The 19,971-nt window shown below is 61.9% G+C and carries 21 protein-coding genes and 1 tRNA gene; 9 read left to right on the top strand and 13 right to left on the bottom strand.

Going from position 1 to position 19,971, the window contains the following annotated elements:
- The 3 genes from J1M87_RS14880 to J1M87_RS14870 are packed head-to-tail and all read right to left on the bottom strand — an operon-like array spanning position 1 to position 2,827.
- The gene (locus J1M87_RS14880) at positions 1-1,254 is read right to left on the bottom strand and encodes an NAD(P)/FAD-dependent oxidoreductase (protein WP_206490164.1); all 1,254 of its coding nucleotides are present in this window, start codon (positions 1,252-1,254) and stop codon (positions 1-3) included.
- On the bottom strand, positions 1,251-1,559 hold the full coding sequence (locus J1M87_RS14875) for a 2Fe-2S iron-sulfur cluster-binding protein (protein WP_206490163.1): 309 nt from the start codon (positions 1,557-1,559) through the stop codon (positions 1,251-1,253). Before J1M87_RS14875 ends, J1M87_RS14880 begins: the two co-directional genes overlap by 4 nt.
- Complete coding sequence (locus J1M87_RS14870; protein ID WP_206490162.1) at positions 1,556-2,827, bottom strand: cytochrome P450; 1,272 nt, start codon at positions 2,825-2,827, stop codon at positions 1,556-1,558. Before J1M87_RS14870 ends, J1M87_RS14875 begins: the two co-directional genes overlap by 4 nt.
- A gap of 135 nt (positions 2,828-2,962) precedes the next feature.
- On the opposite strand from J1M87_RS14870, the gene J1M87_RS14865 reads away from it, so the two are divergent.
- The 6 genes from J1M87_RS14865 (at position 2,963) to J1M87_RS14840 (ending at position 9,934) form a co-directional block, all read left to right on the top strand.
- Positions 2,963-3,865: a LysR family transcriptional regulator gene (locus tag J1M87_RS14865; RefSeq protein ID WP_206490161.1), complete on the top strand. Its 903-nt coding sequence runs from the start codon at positions 2,963-2,965 to the stop codon at positions 3,863-3,865.
- Positions 3,866-4,048: 183 nt separating this feature from the next.
- Positions 4,049-4,855 (top strand): HpcH/HpaI aldolase/citrate lyase family protein, encoded by an 807-nt coding sequence (locus J1M87_RS14860; RefSeq protein ID WP_206490160.1) that lies wholly within the window; start codon positions 4,049-4,051, stop codon positions 4,853-4,855.
- A 160-nt stretch (positions 4,856-5,015) separates the two neighbouring features.
- Positions 5,016-6,392: an aldehyde dehydrogenase family protein gene (locus J1M87_RS14855; RefSeq protein ID WP_307830819.1), complete on the top strand. Its 1,377-nt coding sequence runs from the start codon at positions 5,016-5,018 to the stop codon at positions 6,390-6,392.
- A 152-nt stretch (positions 6,393-6,544) separates the two neighbouring features.
- Complete coding sequence (locus tag J1M87_RS14850; protein WP_307830818.1) at positions 6,545-8,044, top strand: MFS transporter; 1,500 nt, start codon at positions 6,545-6,547, stop codon at positions 8,042-8,044.
- A gap of 329 nt (positions 8,045-8,373) precedes the next feature.
- Entirely contained in the window at positions 8,374-9,588 is a 1,215-nt protein-coding gene (locus tag J1M87_RS14845) for a lipase family protein (RefSeq protein WP_206490157.1), read from the top strand.
- A gap of 181 nt (positions 9,589-9,769) precedes the next feature.
- A complete protein-coding gene (locus J1M87_RS14840) occupies positions 9,770-9,934 on the top strand; it encodes a hypothetical protein (RefSeq protein ID WP_206490156.1) in 165 nt (54 codons plus the stop codon).
- 19 nt (positions 9,935-9,953) lie between these two features.
- Here the strand turns inward: J1M87_RS14840 and J1M87_RS14835 are convergent, their stop codons facing one another.
- Entirely contained in the window at positions 9,954-11,174 is a 1,221-nt protein-coding gene (locus J1M87_RS14835) for an MFS transporter (RefSeq protein ID WP_206490155.1), read from the bottom strand.
- A 125-nt stretch (positions 11,175-11,299) separates the two neighbouring features.
- Between J1M87_RS14835 and J1M87_RS14830 the strand changes: the two genes are divergently transcribed.
- A complete protein-coding gene (locus tag J1M87_RS14830) occupies positions 11,300-11,701 on the top strand; it encodes a helix-turn-helix domain-containing protein (RefSeq protein ID WP_206490154.1) in 402 nt (133 codons plus the stop codon).
- Positions 11,702-11,825: 124 nt separating this feature from the next.
- Here the strand turns inward: J1M87_RS14830 and J1M87_RS14825 are convergent, their stop codons facing one another.
- Positions 11,826-12,734 carry a LysR substrate-binding domain-containing protein gene (locus J1M87_RS14825; protein WP_206490153.1) on the bottom strand — a complete coding sequence of 303 codons (909 nt, stop codon included), beginning with the start codon at positions 12,732-12,734 and terminating at the stop codon, positions 11,826-11,828.
- Positions 12,735-12,848: 114 nt separating this feature from the next.
- Between J1M87_RS14825 and J1M87_RS14820 the strand changes: the two genes are divergently transcribed.
- Positions 12,849-13,793, top strand: a complete 945-nt coding sequence (locus J1M87_RS14820) for a DMT family transporter (protein ID WP_206490152.1) — start codon at positions 12,849-12,851, stop codon at positions 13,791-13,793.
- 215 nt (positions 13,794-14,008) lie between these two features.
- Complete coding sequence (locus tag J1M87_RS14815; protein WP_206490151.1) at positions 14,009-14,221, top strand: hypothetical protein; 213 nt, start codon at positions 14,009-14,011, stop codon at positions 14,219-14,221.
- Between the two features lie 681 nt (positions 14,222-14,902).
- On the opposite strand, the gene J1M87_RS14810 is transcribed toward J1M87_RS14815, so the two are convergent.
- From J1M87_RS14810 to J1M87_RS14775, 8 genes are all read right to left on the bottom strand, one after another.
- Complete coding sequence (locus tag J1M87_RS14810) at positions 14,903-15,412, bottom strand: tetratricopeptide repeat protein (protein ID WP_206490150.1); 510 nt, start codon at positions 15,410-15,412, stop codon at positions 14,903-14,905.
- A gap of 195 nt (positions 15,413-15,607) precedes the next feature.
- Complete coding sequence (locus tag J1M87_RS14805) at positions 15,608-16,594, bottom strand: hypothetical protein (RefSeq protein ID WP_206490149.1); 987 nt, start codon at positions 16,592-16,594, stop codon at positions 15,608-15,610.
- A 54-nt stretch (positions 16,595-16,648) separates the two neighbouring features.
- Positions 16,649-17,083 carry a hypothetical protein gene (locus J1M87_RS14800; protein WP_206490148.1) on the bottom strand — a complete coding sequence of 145 codons (435 nt, stop codon included), beginning with the start codon at positions 17,081-17,083 and terminating at the stop codon, positions 16,649-16,651.
- A complete protein-coding gene (locus J1M87_RS14795; RefSeq protein ID WP_206490147.1) occupies positions 17,080-17,427 on the bottom strand; it encodes a helix-turn-helix transcriptional regulator in 348 nt (115 codons plus the stop codon). The genes J1M87_RS14800 and J1M87_RS14795 overlap by 4 nt, the downstream gene beginning before the upstream one ends.
- Before the next feature lie 360 nt (positions 17,428-17,787).
- Positions 17,788-17,864, bottom strand: a tRNA-Leu gene (locus J1M87_RS14790).
- Positions 17,865-17,875: 11 nt separating this feature from the next.
- Complete coding sequence (locus J1M87_RS14785; RefSeq protein WP_206490146.1) at positions 17,876-18,820, bottom strand: Ppx/GppA phosphatase family protein; 945 nt, start codon at positions 18,818-18,820, stop codon at positions 17,876-17,878.
- Positions 18,817-19,347 (bottom strand): DUF501 domain-containing protein, encoded by a 531-nt coding sequence (locus J1M87_RS14780; RefSeq protein WP_206490145.1) that lies wholly within the window; start codon positions 19,345-19,347, stop codon positions 18,817-18,819. The genes J1M87_RS14785 and J1M87_RS14780 overlap by 4 nt, the downstream gene beginning before the upstream one ends.
- The gene (locus J1M87_RS14775; RefSeq protein WP_307830817.1) at positions 19,344-19,955 is read right to left on the bottom strand and encodes a septum formation initiator family protein; all 612 of its coding nucleotides are present in this window, start codon (positions 19,953-19,955) and stop codon (positions 19,344-19,346) included. Before J1M87_RS14775 ends, J1M87_RS14780 begins: the two co-directional genes overlap by 4 nt.
- Between the last annotated feature and the right edge of the window lie 16 nt (positions 19,956-19,971).

The raw sequence follows: 19,971 nt of genomic DNA, 5'->3' as shown, positions 1-19,971 counted from the left end.
TCAGGGCACCGGCTGGGCGGCCGCGACGCACTCTGCGAGTTTGAGGCGTTCGTTGGAGATTCGTTCCGGGTCCATCCGAATCTCGGCACCGGTGCCCAGCAGAGTCTTGGCACCGAGGAAGTCCCCCGTGTGGTTGACGGCATCTACGCCGAGCAACCGGTTTCCGTGCAGATAGACGACGCTGAACTTCCCGCTGTCCACGTCGCCGCGCACAATCCGACCGTCGTATCCGTGAATCAATCCGGCGGTTTGAAGTTTCGTTTCGTACTGATGAGACCAGAACCACGGCACTGGCTGTGCTGGCGCAGGCGAGTTCATGATGTCCGCAACCGCGATTCTTGCGTGGGCTGAGGTATTGGGTACCGACTCGAGCCTGACTCGTGATGGGACGGCCGAGTACGGGGAAACGAAGTTGGCGACATCGCCGATCGCGTACACGTCGGGGAGCGAGGTTCGACAGCGTTCGTCGACATCGACGCCGTTCGACACTCGAGCGCCCGCACGCTCGAGCACGTCAGAATTCGGGATCAGTCCGATTCCCACGAGCATGACCGATGCGGACACCACGTGGCCGGAAGTAAGTGTGACCGAACGTAATCGACCGTCCTCGGACGTGATCTTCTCGACGCTGGTAGCAACGTGCAGTTCGACGCCTTCGCAACGGTGGAGGTTCGAGAAGTAGGTCGATACCGGCTCGCTCGTCACCCGCGCAAGTAGTCGTGGTTGAGCCTCGACGACGGTGACGTCGGCTCCCGCGCGCCGAAAGGAGGCTGCGGCTTCGAGGCCGATGAAGCCACCACCGACGATGACTGTCGGAGGGGCCGACCGCATGATGTCTCTGAGGGCGACTGCGTCGTCGAGAGTGCGGAAGGTGTGCACTCCGGGCGTGCTCTCGGTTCCAGGAAGCAATCGTGGAGTGCCTCCTGTAGCCCAGATCATCGTGCGATAGCCCAGGCGACACCCGTCGTCGAGGGTGACCGATCGACCGATCGAGTCCACACGTGTCACGCTGCGCGAATCGAGCAGCGACACTTCGTGATCGCGCCAGTACCGAGGCGAACGTAGGGCGATGTCATCCCCTGTGCGCTCGCCCACGAGGAACGCCTTGGACAGCGGCGGGCGTTCGTACGGGTAGCCGCTCTCGGCCGAGACGATCGCCAGGCTCCCCTCGAACCCCCGTTCCCGAAGAAGTGATGCGGCCTGGGCTCCTGCGTGTCCACCTCCCACGATCAGTACGTCGTAGGTGTCGGTCATTTCGCGACCTCGACGACGATCTCGTCGAGTCCCGCGCGGCATTTGAGTTGGCACGCGAGTCTGGACTCGGAATCGGAGCCCTCGATCATGTCGAGCAGTTCTCGTTCGTCCACGGACGGTGCCACCAGTAGCTCTTTCCATGGAGCTCGCACATGCACATGGCAGGTACCGCAGGACATTTCGCCACCACATTCACCGATGATGCGGTCTACTCCTGCGTCGAGCGCCAGGTGCATGAGGTCACGGCCGGGGTCACCGTCGACCACGATCTCTCGATCGTCTACCGAGAATCGAATCTTGGTCATGCGTAGGCCTTTCCACTGATCGTCGTTGCGTCGACGGGTGCATATCGAACAGGCATGGATGTGAAGCCGGTGACACTGGTGTCTGCGATCCACGTGGGTTCTGCTGTGGTTTCGAGATCGGGAAATGCGCGGAGCACCTTCGGAATCAACGCTGACAACTCCAGGCGGGCCAGCGCCCGGCCCAGGCACAGGTGAATACCCTCACCCAGCGAGAGGTGCCGGTTCGGGCTGCGGAGTATGTCGAATCGATGGGGGTCGACAAATTCCCGCTCGTCTTTGTTGGCCGCGGCGAGAAACCCCACAACCCAATCTCCGGTTCGGATGGTCTTGCCGTGCAGTTCTATGTCCTGGGTGGCTATACGCAGGCGATTCTTTGCCGGCGTGCCCCATCTGAGCACCTCTTCGACGGCACCTTTGACACGTGTCGGATCGGCCAGCAGTAGCTCACGTTGACCGGGGTTTTTCAAGAACTGCCAGATTCCGACAGCGGCCGCGTTGCGAGTGGTTTCGAGGCCGCCGCCGATCATGGTGACGAACCAGGTCTTCATCTCGTGCACGCTGAGCTTGTCGCCGTCGATCTCCACATTCCCGATCACCGTGGCGAAATCGTCGCGGGGGTGTCGCCTGCGCTCCAGCGCGAGTTCGGTGCAGTACTCCTGGAGTCTGCGTAGCCCGACGAGGGAGGTTTTCACCTGGTCGTTGTCGATGATGAACCGCGGATCCGCAGCAGCCAGCCACTGCCAGCACGCTTCGCGCAGCATCGGCCAGTCGTTCTCCGGAACACCCAGCATCCTCAGAATGACTTTCACGGGCAGCTCGGCGGCGATGTCCTCGACGAAATCGCAACTGCCACGTTCGGCTACTTCGATCAGTATCTCGTCGACGATGGAGTGGACGTCGTGGCCCAGTTTTCCGATCGCAGGAACGCTGAAGTGCTTGTTGATCGGGCGACGGTACATATCGTGAATTGGATTGTCGTTGAACGCCACTCCGATGTCGAAGCCGCGTTCGTGACGTTCTTCGGGGGTCAGTCGTTTCGGAGTTCGGGGGACTCTGGTGTCCCATCTGGAGCTCAATCGCTCGTGGTCCAGAAGGTAATTCTTGACGTCGTCGTACCTGGTCAGCGACCAGTAGTGCTTCCCATATCGATCGTCCTGGGTCCAGTGCAGCGGATCCTCGTCTCGCATCCGAGCGAAGGCGTCGTGATATCCCGGCGAGGTGTACCAGTTCGGGTCGAGCAGGCTGTTGTCGACTGTCGTCCAGTCCATCGAAACTCCTAACGGTGTGTTCCCGGACACAAGTCCGAGCGCTGTTACGAGTAGACCGACATCGCTGAAGTCTGTCCAATGAACATTTGAGGTGTTATATATGCATCACATGAATGTTCAGCAGAGGGAGTCGCCATGTTCGACATGCACAAACTGCATCACTTCAGAACGTTGGCACGAACCGGAAGCTTCAACAGCGCCGCGGCGGAGTTGAATCTGACGCAACCGTCGCTGAGTCGAAGCATCCAGGCACTCGAGAAGCAATACGGCGTCCAATTGCTGGAACGGCAGCGAGGCAGACTTGGAATTCAGCTGACTCAGAGCGGGCATCAGGTGCTGCGGTTCGCCGACCAGCTTCTCAACATGGGCGACTCGATGGAGCGAGAACTGACCGGCCGGACTCACGAACGGCATCCGACCTTGGCCTTCGGACTGGGGCCGATGCTGGCAAGTGCGACACTCGATCGTCTGCTCGATCATCTGCACGCACAATATCCGGGGCTCGATGCGACGGTCGTGATCGACGCGACGTCGGTGATGTATCCACGGCTGCTCAACGGCGAGCTCGAGTTCTACATCGGACAGTCGTTCGGTCAACGAACTTCGAGCCGGGTCCTACACACCCCATTCGCGTACACTCCCCCTCGGTTCTACGTTCGGCAAGGACACCCACTGCTCGAACGCAGTTCGATTCCAATCGAAGATCTGAAGTCCTATCCCCGCATCGCCGGTACTGCGTGGAACGACTCGTTGTCACGACTGCCCTCCGACCAGGTTGCGGCTGTGCGCGCGACGCTGCGGCTGGACAACTACGACATTCTCGCGCGCATCGCCGCGTCCAGCGATGCTGTTCTCATCTCTCCTCATGTTCGCGAGAGCACTGGATTGACAGCCATCCCCGTGGAGTTTGCGCCCCAGCACGAGCTACATCAGGTCGACATGTACTGCCTCGAGGGAATCGGCATGTCCCCCGTGGCGCGTTCGGCTCTGCAACGCCTGAAAGAGCTGGTGGACGAATTGATGGCGGGCATCCAATAGGACTTACCAATATGCACCGTTGCTATACGTAGCGGCCGAGAGATGCATTGGACATTTGATCAAGCGCGTCGTGTACTGAAGCAGTAGAACGTGATCGTGGTCACTATCCACCTGCGGTGTCTCCACGAACCCGGGCTGACGTTTTACATCCCGAAACGCCCACACACCGCCTCAAGGACCCCAATGCCTCGTATACAAGCACGCAGTCGTTTGATCTCGATGATCGACAATGGCGAACTGCCAGTGGGCGCTTTCGTCATGTCCACAGACGCGGCAACGACCGCAATTTTCGGCAATGTCGGTTACGACTTCGTCATCATCGACCGCGAGCACGGCCCCAACGACGTGACGTCGACGCTCAATCACATACGCGCGGCCGAAGCGAACGGAGTGATACCGATCGTTCGGGTTCTCGAAAACTCGGCGACGCTGATCCAGTCCACCCTGGACATCGGTGCCCACGGAATCGTGGTGCCCAAGATCGCCACAGCCGACGACGCCCGCCGCGCTGTGCTCGCAAGCCGATACGTCGCCGGCGGACGGGGCATGTGCCAGGCAACCGAAGCCGCTCGATGGGCACACGATGGCTGGCACGCACACAAGGCTTCGTCCAATGAAAACGTACTGATCATTCCATTGGTCGAGACGGCCGAGGGCATCGAAAACCTCGACGAGATAGCAGCTGTCGACGGCATCGACTTCATCTTCTTCGGACTGGCCGACCTGTCTCAGGATCTCGGAATCGACATGTACGCCGACGCCGACCAATTGATCAGAATCTGGGACGAATCAGTGGTGCGAGCCCGCCGGGCCGATGTCCATCTGGGATCGCCTCTCGGGTACGGATTCGATCACGGCGACTACGGGACCGTCGACGGAGATCTGATGATGCTTCGCGCCGGTGCCGAGTCGGCACTGGCACCGTTGAGAAAGATCGCTCCCGGTTCTGCGGCGAACCGATCGGATCCACTTCTCACCGCGCAACGTTGACCGTCGCGGCCGACCCGTTCCGCTCACGCTCTCCAGCAGCAACGCAGCAGCCACACAGTGTGAGCTGCCCGCACGTAATCACTCGAAGGGAACCCACATGGCCTCGCAGTACAAACTAACTATCGCTGGTGAACAGGTATCTGTCCCAAGTGAATTCGACGTGGTCGATCCCAGCACCGGTGCAGTCTTCGCGCAGGCCCCGGCGGCTGGATCGGCGGAGGTCGACTTCGCGTTCTCGTCCGCCGAGGCCGCGTTCCCTGCGTGGAGCGCTGACTCGAAGGCCAGGCGGGCCGCTTTACATGCGATCGCCGACGTGACCGAGAGCGCCGCGGACGAACTCGGGCGCATCCTGTCTCTCGAGACAGGTAAACCACACGAGGATTCGCGATGGGAATTTCGGTTGGGTGCGCTGTGGATGCGGTACTACGCGGACCTCGATGTCGAGGTGCAGGAGACCTCCGATTCCGAGGGGTACCGAGCGACCGTGGCACGGCGTCCGCTCGGAGTCGTCGCCGCGATCAAGCCGTGGAACACTCCCATCATTCAATTGGCCTGGGCGATTTCACCCGCACTGCGCGCGGGAAACACAGTTGTTCTCAAGCCATCCCCGTTCACCCCACTGTCTTCGTTGGCTCTGGCGAGCCGGATCTCGCCGCTACTTCCCCCCGGCGTACTCAATGTCGTGACCGGCCCCGACCCTCTCGGTGAACTCCTGACCTCGCATCGCACACCCCGCAAGATCACCTTCACCGGGTCGACGCGCGCAGGAACCCAGATCGCGACAGCGGCCGCGGGCGGGCTCAAACACTTCACCCTGGAGATGGGCGGCAACGACCCAGCGCTCATCCTCCCCGGTGCGGACATCGCGGCCATTGCGTCGCCGCTGTTCTGGGCAAGTTTGATGAACAACGGTCAGATCTGTGGCGATGTCAAGCGGATATACGTACATCGCAGCCAGCACGCTGATCTGGTGGATGCCCTCGCCTCGATTGCCACGTCGACGAAAGTCGGAGGACCTTTCGAGGACGACGTTCAACTCGGTCCGGTATCGACTAGGCCGCAATACGACCGTGTCGTGGGGCTGTTGAACCGAGCACTGTCGGAAGGCGCACGCGCTGCCTCGGGCGGCGCACCGATCGACGGGCCCGGATTCTTCGTACCGCCCACCGTCCTCGACAACGTCGACGACGGTTCGGCGATCGTCGACGAGGAACAGTTCGGGCCACTCATACCGGTCGTTGCGTACGACGACATCGAAGACGGCATCAGGCGGGCGAATCGAACGGACTTCGGCCTGAGCGCATCCGTTTGGGGTCCGGACCTCGAACAGAATTCCGCGATCGTGTCCCGTCTTCAGGCCGGGATGGTGAGCGTGAACCAGCACGGGTTCGGTGCACGACCCGATCTTCCCTTCCTCGGCCACAAGTCGAGTGGATTCGGAGTCGAGAACGGACTGTGGGGACTCGAGGAGTACACCCAACTGCAGGTAATCGGGACACCTGGGGCCGGGCCACGGCCCGACGTCGAATTCTGCTAGCCCCGATCGCCGGATCCACCAACGCCCCAACTGAACTCACCGGGAGTTCCTGAACCTGATCCGTCGATCGTGGTTCAGGAACTCCTCGATCGAAGACGAATCGCCCGGCCGCCGCTCCAGGTGTCGATGCCCTGCCAGCGTCCGCCCGCGCCGTGCCCTCTGCACGCATTCATCGCCCAGGCGCACACCGCTGCCTATCCATCACCATCCACCGTTCCTTGAGTAGATCACCGGGAGAATCCGTGAGTTCGACGTCAATCAATGTGACACAAGAAATCGAACGTTCGAGTTTTTCGAATGTTCAGAAACGAATTGTTGTTCTGTGCCTAGCTCTTGCGATATCCGATGGTCTCAATTCTCTTTCCGTCGGGTATGCAATTCCGGGACTGTCGGAACTATGGGACGTGTCACCAGGTTCTTTTTCGGTCGTGATCGTAGCTGCGATCATCGGTGAGATCATCGCCTCCGTCCTGATCGCCCCGATGGCCGACAGGTTCGGCAGGAAAGCGTTGATCACCGTCGGCATCATCCTTTTCGGAGCATCGACAGTGGCCGCCGGATTTGCACCAGGACTGCTGACTCTGGTGATATGTCGATTCATTTCCGGAGTGGGAATTGGAACTGCATCCCCCAATCTATTCGCATTGGGATCCGAGTTCGCCCCCGGGAAGTTCAAAGCAACCGTCGTCACGGTCATCGCCACCGGCATGGCACTGGGAGGGGCAATCTGCGGAATTATCGCAGGCGTACTCGTACCAGGATTCGGAGTCAGGTCGATCTTCATAGTCGCCGGTGCGATCCCACTGCTGGTTCTCATTGCAGTGTGGGCATTCCTGCCAGACTCGCTGGAAATGTATGCAGCACGAGGCAAAACGCACGACATCGCGCGCATCCTGAACAAGATCAAGCCCGACGGCGGCTACACCGCGTCCGACGTGTACGCCGCCCGATCGCCCGAACAAGACTCGTTGACCGGCGTACGGAACCTCTTTCGCGATGGTCGACGAACATCGACAATCTTGGTGTGGGCGATGCTGCTACTGAGTATCACCGGTTCGTATTTCGTGTTCAGTTGGTTGACGACTCTTCTCGTACTCTCCGGAATCGCCGAATCCACTGCGATCTTTGCCACCTCGGTCACGACTTTCGGCGGCATCGCCGGCGGCATACTTCTCGGGCTCACCATGGACAGGAGCCGACTGGGCATCGGCGCGCTCCTTCTGGGGATCCTGTTGCAGATCGGCGCCACGTACACTCTCATTGCCATTCTGGCAGGCGGGTCATCGGCATCCTCGAACACGGTAATCGCCGTCTGTTTGCTGCTCGGAGCCGGAATCATCGGCACTGGCACCGCCATAACGGCTGTGGTCGCCCAAACCTATCCACCGTCATTGCGGGCGACCGGCATCGGGTGGGCCGCAGGATTCAGTCGGATCGGCGCGATCATTGCGCCACTCGTGGGCGGAGCACTGATCAACAAAGGCCTCTCTCCGTCCAGCGTCCTTCAGATCTCGCTCATACCAGCGGTACTGACTGGAACTATGGTCGTACTGTTCCATCGATACGGCAAATATCATGTCTCTGATTTCGCACCCACCACGCATGCAGAAAGTGCACCCGTCAGACTCGAACCTCAGGCGACCAGCGACTGAACCACCGAGCTCTGCTCGGACAGAACTCTGATCGGACAGTGGAGCTGACCGTGCACTCCACTGAATCCTCGACTGCCGTCGGAGCCGACCACTTCCGCCTCGAGAAACCCGATCCGCTATCGAGAAGCTCGCACATGACGGGGTAACGGCCGACAACCCGATCCGCGCCACGTCGTCGAAGGGACGCGGCCACGGAACCTGCTCGATATGGGAGACGTCCCCGCGTTGCACCAACGCGGGGACGTCTCCATTTCCTACGTTCACCGACCGCCTCGCACTGTAAGGTGACCGCGGGGATCGGTACGGCTGGAGAAGAATATCGGGGGATCATGACTCTGTTCGGTGTGCTCGATCGCGTATTGACTCGACGACTGCCCCTGGAACCTCCGGACGATCCCCATGCCGCGATCCTTCCGACCCCGATCCACAACGACGATTTCTTCCTCACCCCTCCCGGCATCGAGGACCTCGATCCCGGTGCGGTGATCCGGCAGCGCACGACCCGCGGTCTGGTGCCCCGGCCGCGAACCACCCTGCAGCAGTTCATGGTGCGATCGACCGACGCGCGCGGTCTCCCCGCCGGCGTCACCGCCTCGCTGCTGATCCCGAAGCGGCCGTGGACCGGGCGCGGACCGCGGCCCGTCGTCGCCCACAACGTGGCCATCGATTCTCTCGGAGCCAAGAGCACGCCGTCGTACCGACTCGTGCACGGTGTCGGTGCCGACCTCCCGCCGGTGATGCCGCTCTGGCTCGCCCGCGGATACGCCGTCCTCGTCGCCGATCACCAAGGCCCGAGGATGTCTTACTCCGAAGGCACGATGGCCGGGCATGCCGTCCTGGACTCGCTGCGCGGGATGACGGTCGTCGCCCCTGAACTCGCCGACAGCCCGGTAGTGGCCTACGGCTACAGCGGCGGCGCGATCGCCACCACGTGGACCGCGCAACTGCAGCCGAGGTACGCACCGGACCTGAGGTTGGCAGGTGCCGTCGCCGGTGGAACACCCACCGACTTCTCGATGCTGCTGGACACCATGAACGGCACCGTCGCGGCCGGCCTGCTGGGCGCGGCGAGCATGGGTCTCGCGCGTGAGCACCCGGAGATGGTGGAGTTGTTCGGCCCGAAGGCGCTGCTGTTGGCGTCCTGGGTCAAGGACATGTCCGTCCTCCCCCTCGCCTTGGGCGGGTTGGCCCGCATGCGAATCGAGGACTTGGCGTCCGAGCCCGACCCGTTCGACTCCGACATCGCGCGGCGGGTGATCGCCGCGAACCTCCCAGGGACCGACGCGCCGTCGGCACCGGTCGCGTTCTTCCACGGTTCCGCGAGCAAGATGATCGGCGACCGCTTCATCCCCGAAGCCGGGGTCACAGCTCTGATCGAGCAGTGGCGCAGCAAGGGCGCCTGCGTGCACTACGAGCCCGTGGCAGGCGACCACTTCATCGGAGCCATGACTGGCCTGCCATTCGTGTTGCGTTGGACCGCAAAGCAATTCGCTGCCAACGGAGCGTGGCCCGGGACCGCCTCGGAGCGAAGACAATATCCGTAATCCAGCTACACGACCTTCGTGATCCGGCGGGCAAACTGGATGCTCCCGCCCGCGCGGAGCAAGCCCTAAGACTAGGTTCGATCGTCGAGAAATCCTCTGCCACAAGCGATACCGTAGTTCTCTGTGGCGATCTGAACCTTCTGCCGTCGAGCACGACCTTCAAGTGTTGCAAGAACACGGGATGGTCGACCTCGTCGGCGACGCCGACACTCGGGCATCGAGTTACACCAAACCGGTACGCAATGCGAGGTACGCGCTGGTGTCGTCTACGGCGGTTGTGCACAAGTTCGGGATAGTCGTCGAACCCGAAGTCTCCGATCACCGGGCACTCTTGCTGGATCTCTAGCGGTATCGCGCCGAGCCGGTCATCGGGGATTCCCCTCTACAGCCACCCCACCACGGATACCCACAGATGCCGCGACACCGAGGGCGCAGAACGCCGCACCGAATGCCATCGGCGCAAGTGGTCCCAATTGGTCGACGCCGAGTGCGCCGACCAATGCTCCGCCTGCGATCGAGACGTTGAAAACCAGCACGTACAACGACGTCGCTGCCTCACGAAGATACGGGGCAGCGTCGAACACGCTGGTCTGCAAGAGCACCGGTAGCGCCGAGTAGGACAGTCCCCACACGCCGACCAGCACGATCACACCGTATTTGCCTACCGGCGCAGTCAGAATCAGCAGCGTCACGGCGACGATGCCTGCACCGCTCAACAGCATCACGCGAGAGCGTATTGGTACGACTCCGACCATCGCATTCCCTAGGACACCGGCAACCCCATAGACCAGCAGACATACACCAACAAGATACGAGGAGGCACCCACACTATCGAAGAGGTAGGGCGCGATATAGGTGTAGGCTGCGTAGTTCCCGATCACCACAGCCCCGGTGACCAAGAGAATCCGCTTGATTCCACTGTGCCGCAGCACAGCCCGCAAGCTCCTCGATCCAGTAAGGCGCAATGCAGGCATGGCCGGCATTGCTGCGATCACTGCGAACGCGGTCACTGCCGTCAGCCCGGCGAGCGCGGCGAACGCACCCCGCCACCCCACCCACTCCCCTAGCCAGGTGCCCGCCGGCACACCGAAGACAAGCGCCAGGGAAATACCCGAAAAGGTCACCGCAGTCGCCCGCACCCGCTGCGGCGGTGACACCAGCCGCACGGCCACCGCAGCGACTATCGACCACATCAACCCATGCGCGATGCCAACCACGAACCGTACCGCCAGGAACTGCGCGTTGGTGGTCACCAGAGCGGTCGCACCGTTTCCGAGAATGAAGACCGTGATGATGACCAGTACCACCGTTCGGCGGTCTACGCCGCGCGTCCATCTCGTCATCAGTGGAGCGAACAGTCCTGCCACGATGCCGTAGAGAGTCACAGAGAGACCCGCGGTGCCGACACTGACCCTCAAGTCGTCGGAGATCGAAGTAAGCACCCCGATAGGCAACATCTCCGTCGCGGTGACTGCGAACACTGCCGCCGCGAGAACTGTGACGGCGATCCATGCCCGCACCGGTGACATCACACCAGTGCATGGTCGATTGTCGAGTTCTTGGGTGTTCAGGACGTGGTCTGCCACGAGGCTCCTGATTGGTCGTCGATGCGGATGCGGGACTCAGCTACTCTGACCGACCTAGGCACGAATCGGAAGTAGGTACCTGAAAGTGCCCTAGCTCGCTGACTCGAGAGAAAGGTGCGTGCAAGATGCACGACAACATGCTGACCGTAGATGCGACTGTGTCCGAGCACGATTCGTTCCTCGTCACATGCACCAGCCGACAGCTCCTGTCTCGGCTGGCCGACAAGTGGGTGACGCTCGTGTTGTGTGCGCTGATGGACGGCAGAGCTCGCCACTCCGCGCTGGCCCGACGGATCACCGGCGTCAGTCAAAAAATGCTCACGCAGACTCTGCGCAACCTGGAACGCGATGGTCTGATCACACGCACTGTCACCCCGACGGTCCCGCTCACCGTGGAGTACGAGTTGACCGGTCTAGGAATCTCATTGGTCGGAGTGTTCCTACAACTGAAGAAATGGGCCGACGAAAATATGGACAGTGTCGCGCGTGCCCGCCAGGACTTCGATTCCCGCACTACTAGTTCTTGAGCAGCACTTTCATGCGTTCGACTGCCGCGCCCTCATGTGGTCAAGCGTGACGCCGAAACGAAATCCGATCACTGCAACTCGCATCCAGCCCACGGCGAATCGACCCCGCGTTCGTACCACTTGGCTAAGAACCGATCTCGATAGGCGTCGGGCCGTTCACCCGGAGTCGGAGCAGGTCGACCATCCGCACCACAGCCGGATTGTCGGCAATCACGTCGCGCACTCGCACCGCAATGTGCCGGGTTGGGGTGGGGTTCGTTATCGGGACGGCGACGACCGAGACGGGTAGCACGTCGAGTCCGAGCCGGGGCAACACTGTGATCCCGACCCCCTCGGCCACGAATCGGATCGCGGTGGGATAGTCGTGCGTCTCTACGCCGAAGCGCGGAGTGAAACCCGCTGCGGCGCAGGCATCTAGCACCACTTTCCGGCAAGGTCCGCGTGCGACGTCGTTGTCGACCCACTCCTCGTCGCGGAGCTCGAGTAGTTCCACCGACGTCCTGTCGGCAAGATGATTCGTCAGCGGTACCACCGCGAAGTAGGGCTCGGACAGCAATCGGAACGACTGGTAGCCGGTCAGGTTCGTCGATTCTGCACCTTCGACATAGATCTCCACATCAGGTGGACTCGACGACTCATCACGCAGTTCGATCAGCCGTAGGTCGAGGCGGAGGCGGGGGAACTCGCGCGTCAACGACGCGACGATGGGTGGGACCCATGCGGCGCCCGCCGATGAAAAATAGCTGATCGCCAGCGTCCCCACCCTGCCGTTGCGGAGATCTCCGACCAGTGCGTCGAGGTCGGCAAGACGTTCGAAGACCAGCGAGCTCCGATCGGCGAGGATGCGTCCGGCGGTGGTGGGGACAAGGCCTCGCCCCCTCTTTTCCACAAGTACGAGGCCCGTTTCGCGCTGAAGAGCCGTGAGGTGCTGACTGATGGCAGACGGGGTGTATCCGAGTCCTGACGCAGCTCCGGCGATGGATCCATCAGCGACGACAGCGCGGAGCACACGAAGGCGATGAACGTCGATCACAGTCGTGATACTACAGTGCGACTGAAGTGTCGTGAAGAACAAACTGCTTGTGCTTATCGGTGTGGCCGCGAGACCCTGAACCCCATGAGCTACCGACGCGGATTAGCCAGAGGTATGACAGGTCGGATCGCCCTTCCAGCGCCAGCCGTGATTGCAGCGATCGTCACGGTCTTGCTGTGGTCGTCGGCGTTCGTGGTCATCCGGTCGGTCGGCGAACACTTCTCCCCTGGTGCGATGGCGTTCGGTCGGCTGTCGGTGGGTCTCCTCGGACTGTCGGTGTTCGCGCTTCGGTATCGCCGTGCGATCCCGAGGGGTCGGGCTCTGGGACTGGTGATCGGCTACGGGCTGCTGTGGTTCGGTGGGTACACGGTGCTCCTCAACTGGGCTGAACGTCATCTCGACGCGGGAACCGCTGCACTCCTGGTCAACTTTGCGCCGATCCTGGTCGCTGTCTTCGCCGGGCTGTTCATGGCCGAGGGCTTCCCGAGGCCACTGGTCGTCGGCATGGTGATCGCCTTCGCCGGGGTCCTGCTGATCGCCGCGGGTGGCAGCCGCGGCGGCACCAATGACCTGATCGGGGTGGTTCTCGGACTGGTCACCGCAGTGCTGTACGCGGCGGGTGTACTGATGCAGAAGGTCGCGTTGAGAACCGTCGACGCGATCACCGCGACCTGGGTGGGATGTATGGCCGGTCTCGTCGCGACCATTCCGTTCGCGCCACAGGCAGTCAGGGAGATCGCCGATGCACCGGTGGGCTCGATCGCCGGGGTCGTGTTTCTCGGTCTCGGCCCGACAGCGATCGCGTTCACCACCTGGGCGTATGCCCTGACCCGGACCGACGCCGGGAAAATGGCGGCCACCAGCCTCACAGTGCCTGCCATCACCATTTTCTTGTCGTGGATCTTTCTCGGAGAGGTGCCGACCGTGCTCGGTCTCATCGGCGGAGCCCTGTGTCTCGGTGGCGTCGCCCTGAGTCGACGGAGTCCGAAGTCCTCCATCGAAGACGCAGCGGCCGCCGGAGCCCGCGCTCCAGCGGATCGCTCATCCATTTCGGAGTGACCGTACTCGAATTACGAGCCTGTGGGCGGGAAAATCGGGCCTCGAAACGGCGGGGCCGCGCGCCACACTAAGCGGCAACGGATGCACAGCACCCGCCTGTTGAGGGCGACGACCCCGGCCGATACGGCGTTCCGCCACGCAGCATCGCCCACAGCACGTTCGACCGTCGCCGAGCCAACGCCAGCATGTCGGTGAGAGGTTCTATGGTGTCGCGTGTGAGCGAGTACGAGTCCGTCGATGTGGCTGCAGTGCCTGACCGTGTGCTCGACGAGCTGGCAGAAGTTTTGTCCGACAGGCTCGATCAACTTCTCGATCGATTGACTGACCGGGCGTTGGCCGCGCCGAAACCGGGGTCAGCGGTGTGGGAATCTGAATGGAGCAACCGTGATATGGCGCTCGGCCGGGCCCGCGCCCGCGAACGGTCCTGAGTTCGAGCGGAAGTGGTTTGCCGCGCCGGGTCGAGACTAGGCATGATCGCCCCTGCTCCCCCGCCCCCTCCGGTCCTGAAACGCAGAGTCAAAACCAGCGGTGGACGCGTGGACGCGCGTCATCTGGCCTTCTTTTGAAGCGTTAGTCGGGATCCAGTCGCTGTGGCGCTGACGCTATTGCCCCTCGGGTTCGGTTCTGTGACGAGCTGTGGTGTTTGATTAACCCGCCGGTCCCACCGTGCGCCGAGAGCATTTGTAAACATGATGCGGACATTCTTACAGGAGCCTTTGCCGTCCACGATCAGAAGGATGAGCTGCCGGGCATCGTGTCCGCACCGCGCACCATTAGTATATTCAGTCCGACAAAGAGTTCGGACTGGCATGCTAGGCCGGACGGGGTGTGGGTTGGTGAACTTTGGGTCAGCGAATCAACCGCGTCTGGAACTTTGACGTCACCCGACATCGATGCCTCCTTGACTATGTCGTTCTTCAACCGTCGCCCCTCTCGTCCTCCGACGTGCCGTCGCACAACCTCAACAGCGGAGGAACGCGAATAATTCTCGAAATCATTGTGTTTCACGGATGCACCTCGCTTGCGATTCACGATTGCGCACCACGTCGTCCGCATGCGATCTAGTACCGGCACCGATCCGATAGTGGAGGGTGACTGCCGGTGGCTCATCACTCGTCAAGTGACGCTATGTATTCCGCGTTCCCGCGAAGAGCCGCCTCGTAGCGCTTCATCTCGGATGAGTCGACCCGGTCCACGATCATCGACAGTGCCTCTGCCAGAGCAGAATTGGTTTGTCCGGATGCGTGCAGGGATAACATGTGGAACACCCGAAGCGAGTCGGACTCCGGGTACTGGTGGCGGGCGTCGGTGAACACGGTCAAGGATTCGTGAAATCGTCCGAGGTTTCGCAATGTGCTGCCGTACTGCAGGAGCGCTCTTCGGTGCCGATCCCCGGATAGCCCTGCATCGAAGGCTTCTAGGTAGTACTTCTCTGCCGTATCCTCCTGTCCCGCCGTGTCGTACGACCCGGCTAATTCGTACAGCACTGCCGCGTTTCCAGGGTTGGCTTCGAGAAGTGCTGCGAAGTACTCAATGGTTGGGCCCATGTTCGCGCGGTCTCGTGCTTCGTAGCCGGCGGTGATGGCCGCCTCCAGCTCGGGGGAGTTCTCATTCGACATGCTCCGACTATTGCAGCGATCGCACCTCGACGTCCACTCGAACGCAAGCAAACTAAATTGAAGCTTCTACTTATACTCGTCGAGATAATCATTTGATTAGCCGCTGAGCTGCCGATTCCTTGAAATAGTATCCGACATGCGAGGCAATTGCTTGTTAATCCTCCGTTTCCGCGGCATGCATGCCTATTACTTGAGCTAATAACCCGTTACGAGGTGCTCTTTGGTGTGGCAATTGGATGCTGGATGTGGATATTGTTTTGACACCGCCAGCCGGTGGGAAAAGACCTGTGGTGGCGCTTGCCGGACGAGTTGCTGCCAGGTGCTGTTGCGAACGGCGCGGGTGGGGATGCCGGCGTGGCGGAGTGCATCGATGACCGTCTGCCGGTCGAGGTGCTCGCCGGGCATACGGCCGGGAAATAGCCACCTCAAGGCCGCGTTGCTGGCGGTACTGGTGTTGGGTCGCTTTGCCAGGTGTTCACGCAGGAGGTGCGAGATCGGGTCGGGTCGGTCGACCCAGGTGTCGGCGAGCTTGACGCTGACAGCACTGTTTGTGGCTCGGACGTCGTCGATGGTCAGGGCCACGATGCGTGTGATCGATTGGCCGTAGAGGGTGAGTAGGCATCCTGCGACGCGGTGGACGGCGGGGAGGTCGTCTTGCAGCAACAGGGCGCGGATGATGTGCAGGCGCTCGTCCTCGCCGACCAGCTCGTATGTGCCCGTTGTGTGGCGGGGAATCGATAGTTGGGGTGTGAGCTTGTTCGATCGTGCCCAGTAGAGGAATCGTTCCGCGTGTTGGCGGGTGGAGCGGCCACCTGCGTACCAGGCATCGATATCGTGTTGGCTGCATTCGTTCAGCGCAGTCCCACGCTCGTTCAGCCAGTTGAGGAACGAAATCGCCACTGTCGTGGATTGTTTCGCTCGCAGGAATGGTCCGGTACCTACTGGACCTGTCTCAGCGTGTTCGCGTAGCTTCCGGAGGTGGTGCCACCGCCCGAACCGTTCGATGATCTTCCTCGAGTCGTCGTCGACGGTGGTTGCGAGTTTGTCACGGAGCCATTGTTCGTAGGTGGTGAGCAGTCGGTCCCGCGGGGGCAGGACAGAGTGTTCGACCATCAATGCTCGGAGGTACTCCACGGTGCGTGTGCGGGGTAGCGCGTCGAGGGCGTCGTGTGTCGGATCCACTGACCCGTCGCCCAGCGCGGCGAGTAATTCCCGGACCGTGGGGTTTCCGCGAATCTAGGTGACGCCGCTGTTCGCCCTGGGCATCGCGACGATGGCGGTTGCCAGCGGCTCCAACGACTCGCGGATGACTCCGTCCCGGCCGGAGAGTAGGTCGCGGACGATGTCATCGAGCAGGCACCGCCAGCAGGTGTTCGCTTTCGCCAACCAGGTCTCGGTGCCGCACCGGTCGCACGTCAGATCCAACGGTAATCCGCCGCAACGCACACACAAGGGCATGTGGTCTTCGTCCAGGCCGGGGACAATTCCGATGTGCCCGCACGCCGTGCATGTGCCCTCGGTACGTTTGGCAGCCTGGTAGCAGTAGGTGCAGACCGGACCGTCGGGCCAGTGCGCGGCAGTGGGGTAGTGATCCTTGCACCGTGCACAGGCGTGATGTCTGCCCGCATCGGGTGATTGACTGCGCCGGCGGGGTTTACGAGCGCCGCTCACGAATCGGGATCCGTGATGCGGGCCCGTTCGGGTCGAAGGTCCGGGTTCAGGCTGGTCACGTTCCGCGTAGACGTGTCGCCGGCGGCTTGGGCTCCGCGGTTGCTGATTGCTTCGGGTGTGATCAGGTCGTTGGGTGTGCAGTCGAAGATGTCGCACAGCGCAACAAGCACTTTCATGGACAGGCGTTCGGGTTTGTCGGTGACGAGCCGGTAGATCTGTGCCGCGGAGAGGTCGATGCCGCGCTCGCGCAGCAGCGGTGCAAGTTGGGTGGTCTTCCACATGCCGTGGGCGGCCATTTGTTGGCGGAGCTTCCAGTGGAAGTCGAGTTGGCGTTTACGGGTCATGTGCCGGCTCCGGGATCAGGCAGTGCAAGTGCTCGCTCGATGCTGTTGTCGAGGACGGTACGCATTGTGCGGGTGCGGAAGTCGGAGGAGACCGAGGTGTAGAGGGCGGTGGTCGATGCGTGGGAAATGGACTCGTGCGCCGGAGTTGTGACACCGTCGTGACACCGAACAAAAACGACGGGTCACGTCAAGCTCCTGACCTGGGAAAAATATCGAGCTCACCGAGAGAAGAGGCCAAACTCCGCGGATCTGAAATCCGCTGTCTCGGTTGTCCACTCAAATCCGTTGTAGGCCGTCGAAGTCCACGCTACCACCCGAAAAGCACTGTCCTGGTCCAGAAATCTGGATCCATATGGACTGTGGTGCCCCCAGTCGGACTCGAACCGACACTGTGCGGATTTTAAGTCCGCTGCCTCTGCCAATTGGGCTATAGGGGCCGTACTGCAGGTCAGATTTTGATCGACATCGCAATACCGTCGAGGATGTCGTGCTCACTGACCGTCAAAGAGCTTACGGCACCGCGTCGTTCGAATTCCTCGGCCAACACACTGCACACAATGGCGCCGCCGCCGATGACGTCGACCCGTCCGGGGTGCATGGGCCCCAACGCACTTCGCTGCGTGTGCGTCATCCCGATCAGGTCCTCGCATACATCGAACAACTCCGAGAAGGGCACACGGGACAAGTGCACGGCATCGGCGTCGTACTCGGGTAGCTCTTTGGCGATGGCGGCGATGGTGGTCATCGTCCCGGCCACGCCCACCCAGCTCGATGCGTCGCCGATCGATACTTCCTCGAATGCCTCCGCCAGTTTCTCGCGGGCATATTCACGCGCACCGTTGATTTCGTCCGCGGTGGGTGGGTCGGAATGCAGGAACCTCTCGGTCAGGCGCACACAGCCGATGTTCGCAGAGAACGCAGACTTCACACCTTTTGCATCGCCCAGTACGAGCTCGGTGGAGCCGCCACCCAGATCGACTACGAGAAATGGCCCTGCCGCAGAATCGAGTTCACCGACCGCACCGGCGAAGGACAACCGCGCCTCTTCGTCGCCGGTGATCACCTCGGCCTCGGCACCGGGGATGACCTCGCCGAGTACCTCACGCACCATCGAGAAGAAATCCTCCCGGTTGGACGCATCCCGTGTGGCCGAGGTGGCAACCATGCGCACAGCGGTGGCCCCGGTCTTGCGGATGATCTCCGCGTACTCCACCAAGGCCACCCGGGTGCGCTCGATCGCCTCGGGCACGAATGCGCCGGTCGCGTCGACGCCCTGCCCGAGCCGCACCACTCGCATCTCGCGGGCGACGTCGGCGAGGGACTTTCCGTTGTTGTCGGCGACGAGCAGGCGGATCGAGTTGGTGCCGCAATCGATTGCTGCAACCCTGGTCATTGCTTCTCCGCACGTAGTTCTTCGATGGTCGGCCAGTCGGCCGGAATAGCCTTGCCGCGCAACGAGTTCTCCGCAGCCAACGCGACCGACTCGTCACCCAACGGGTTGACGCCGGGGCCCTTGGCCAACGAATGCGCGATCAGCACATGCAGGCACTTGACCCGATCGGGCATGCCGCCGCCACTGAAATCCGTTCCGAGAGATTCGATCTCGTCACGCTCGGCCAGATACGACTGATGGGCGCGCAGATAGGCGGCAGCCAGTTCGGGATCGGTGCCCAAGCGTTCGGTCATCTCCCGCATCACGCCCGCCGATTCCTGACGGCTCGCCTCGGCCGTCAACCGAGGGTCCGTCAAATAGAACAGGGTGGGAAACGGCGTACCGTCGGGCAGCTTCGGGGCGGTTTTCACCACGCCCGGCCTACCGTCCGGAGATCGGTATGCGATCTCGAGTACGCCACGCGGTTCACGTCCGAGCTGCGATGCGACCGCATCGAGATCTTCCTGCGAGACTGCCGAGGAATTCACCCGACGGGTCCTCCTTCTTGTTCTGGTGCAGATGGGTCCGGCACGGGTTCTGGCTGAACGACCGGCATCGGCGCGGATGTGGGCTCCGGCTGCTCACCCGAACCCTGGGGCTGTACGGCGGAATTCCACAGGTCGGTGTACCAGGGACCCGACGGTGCGTTCTCGGTGACGAGTTGCTCCGGGGTCTTCCCGTAATCGCCGGGCAGCTGCACCTGGTAGGGCGTCTCCCCCGGCATCACGAAGCGGAGCCGTTCGCGAGCGTCGGCGGCGATACGCGACGGTTCGTTGAGCTGAGATTTCTGCTTCTGCAGGTCGTCTACTTGGTTTTGCAACGCCTGGCGGTCGGCCAACACGGCATCGAGTTCACTGCGCTGGGAGAAATACGTCCGCAACGGCATCGCGAGCGTCAACGCCAGCGCGCACACCACGACACCGAGGATGACGGCCCGGCCGGTGGAAAGCCCGAAGAACGTCCGCTCGGGCAGCTTGGGCCGACGAGCACCGACGCGGCGGGGAGCGGCTTTGCCGCCGACAACCGCGTCGCGCACCTGCTCGGACGGCTCCGGCGGGGTGGCGGGACGGCCGAAGGTCTTCTCGGTTCGAGACACACCTCCGGCCCGGGAG

The sequence above is a fragment of the Rhodococcus sp. KRD162 genome (assembly GCF_017168335.1).
Classification (GTDB): Bacteria; Actinomycetota; Actinomycetes; order Mycobacteriales; family Mycobacteriaceae; genus Rhodococcoides.
The sequence above is the reverse complement of the archived record's forward strand: the minus strand, read 5'-3'. Positions and strand labels throughout refer to the sequence as shown.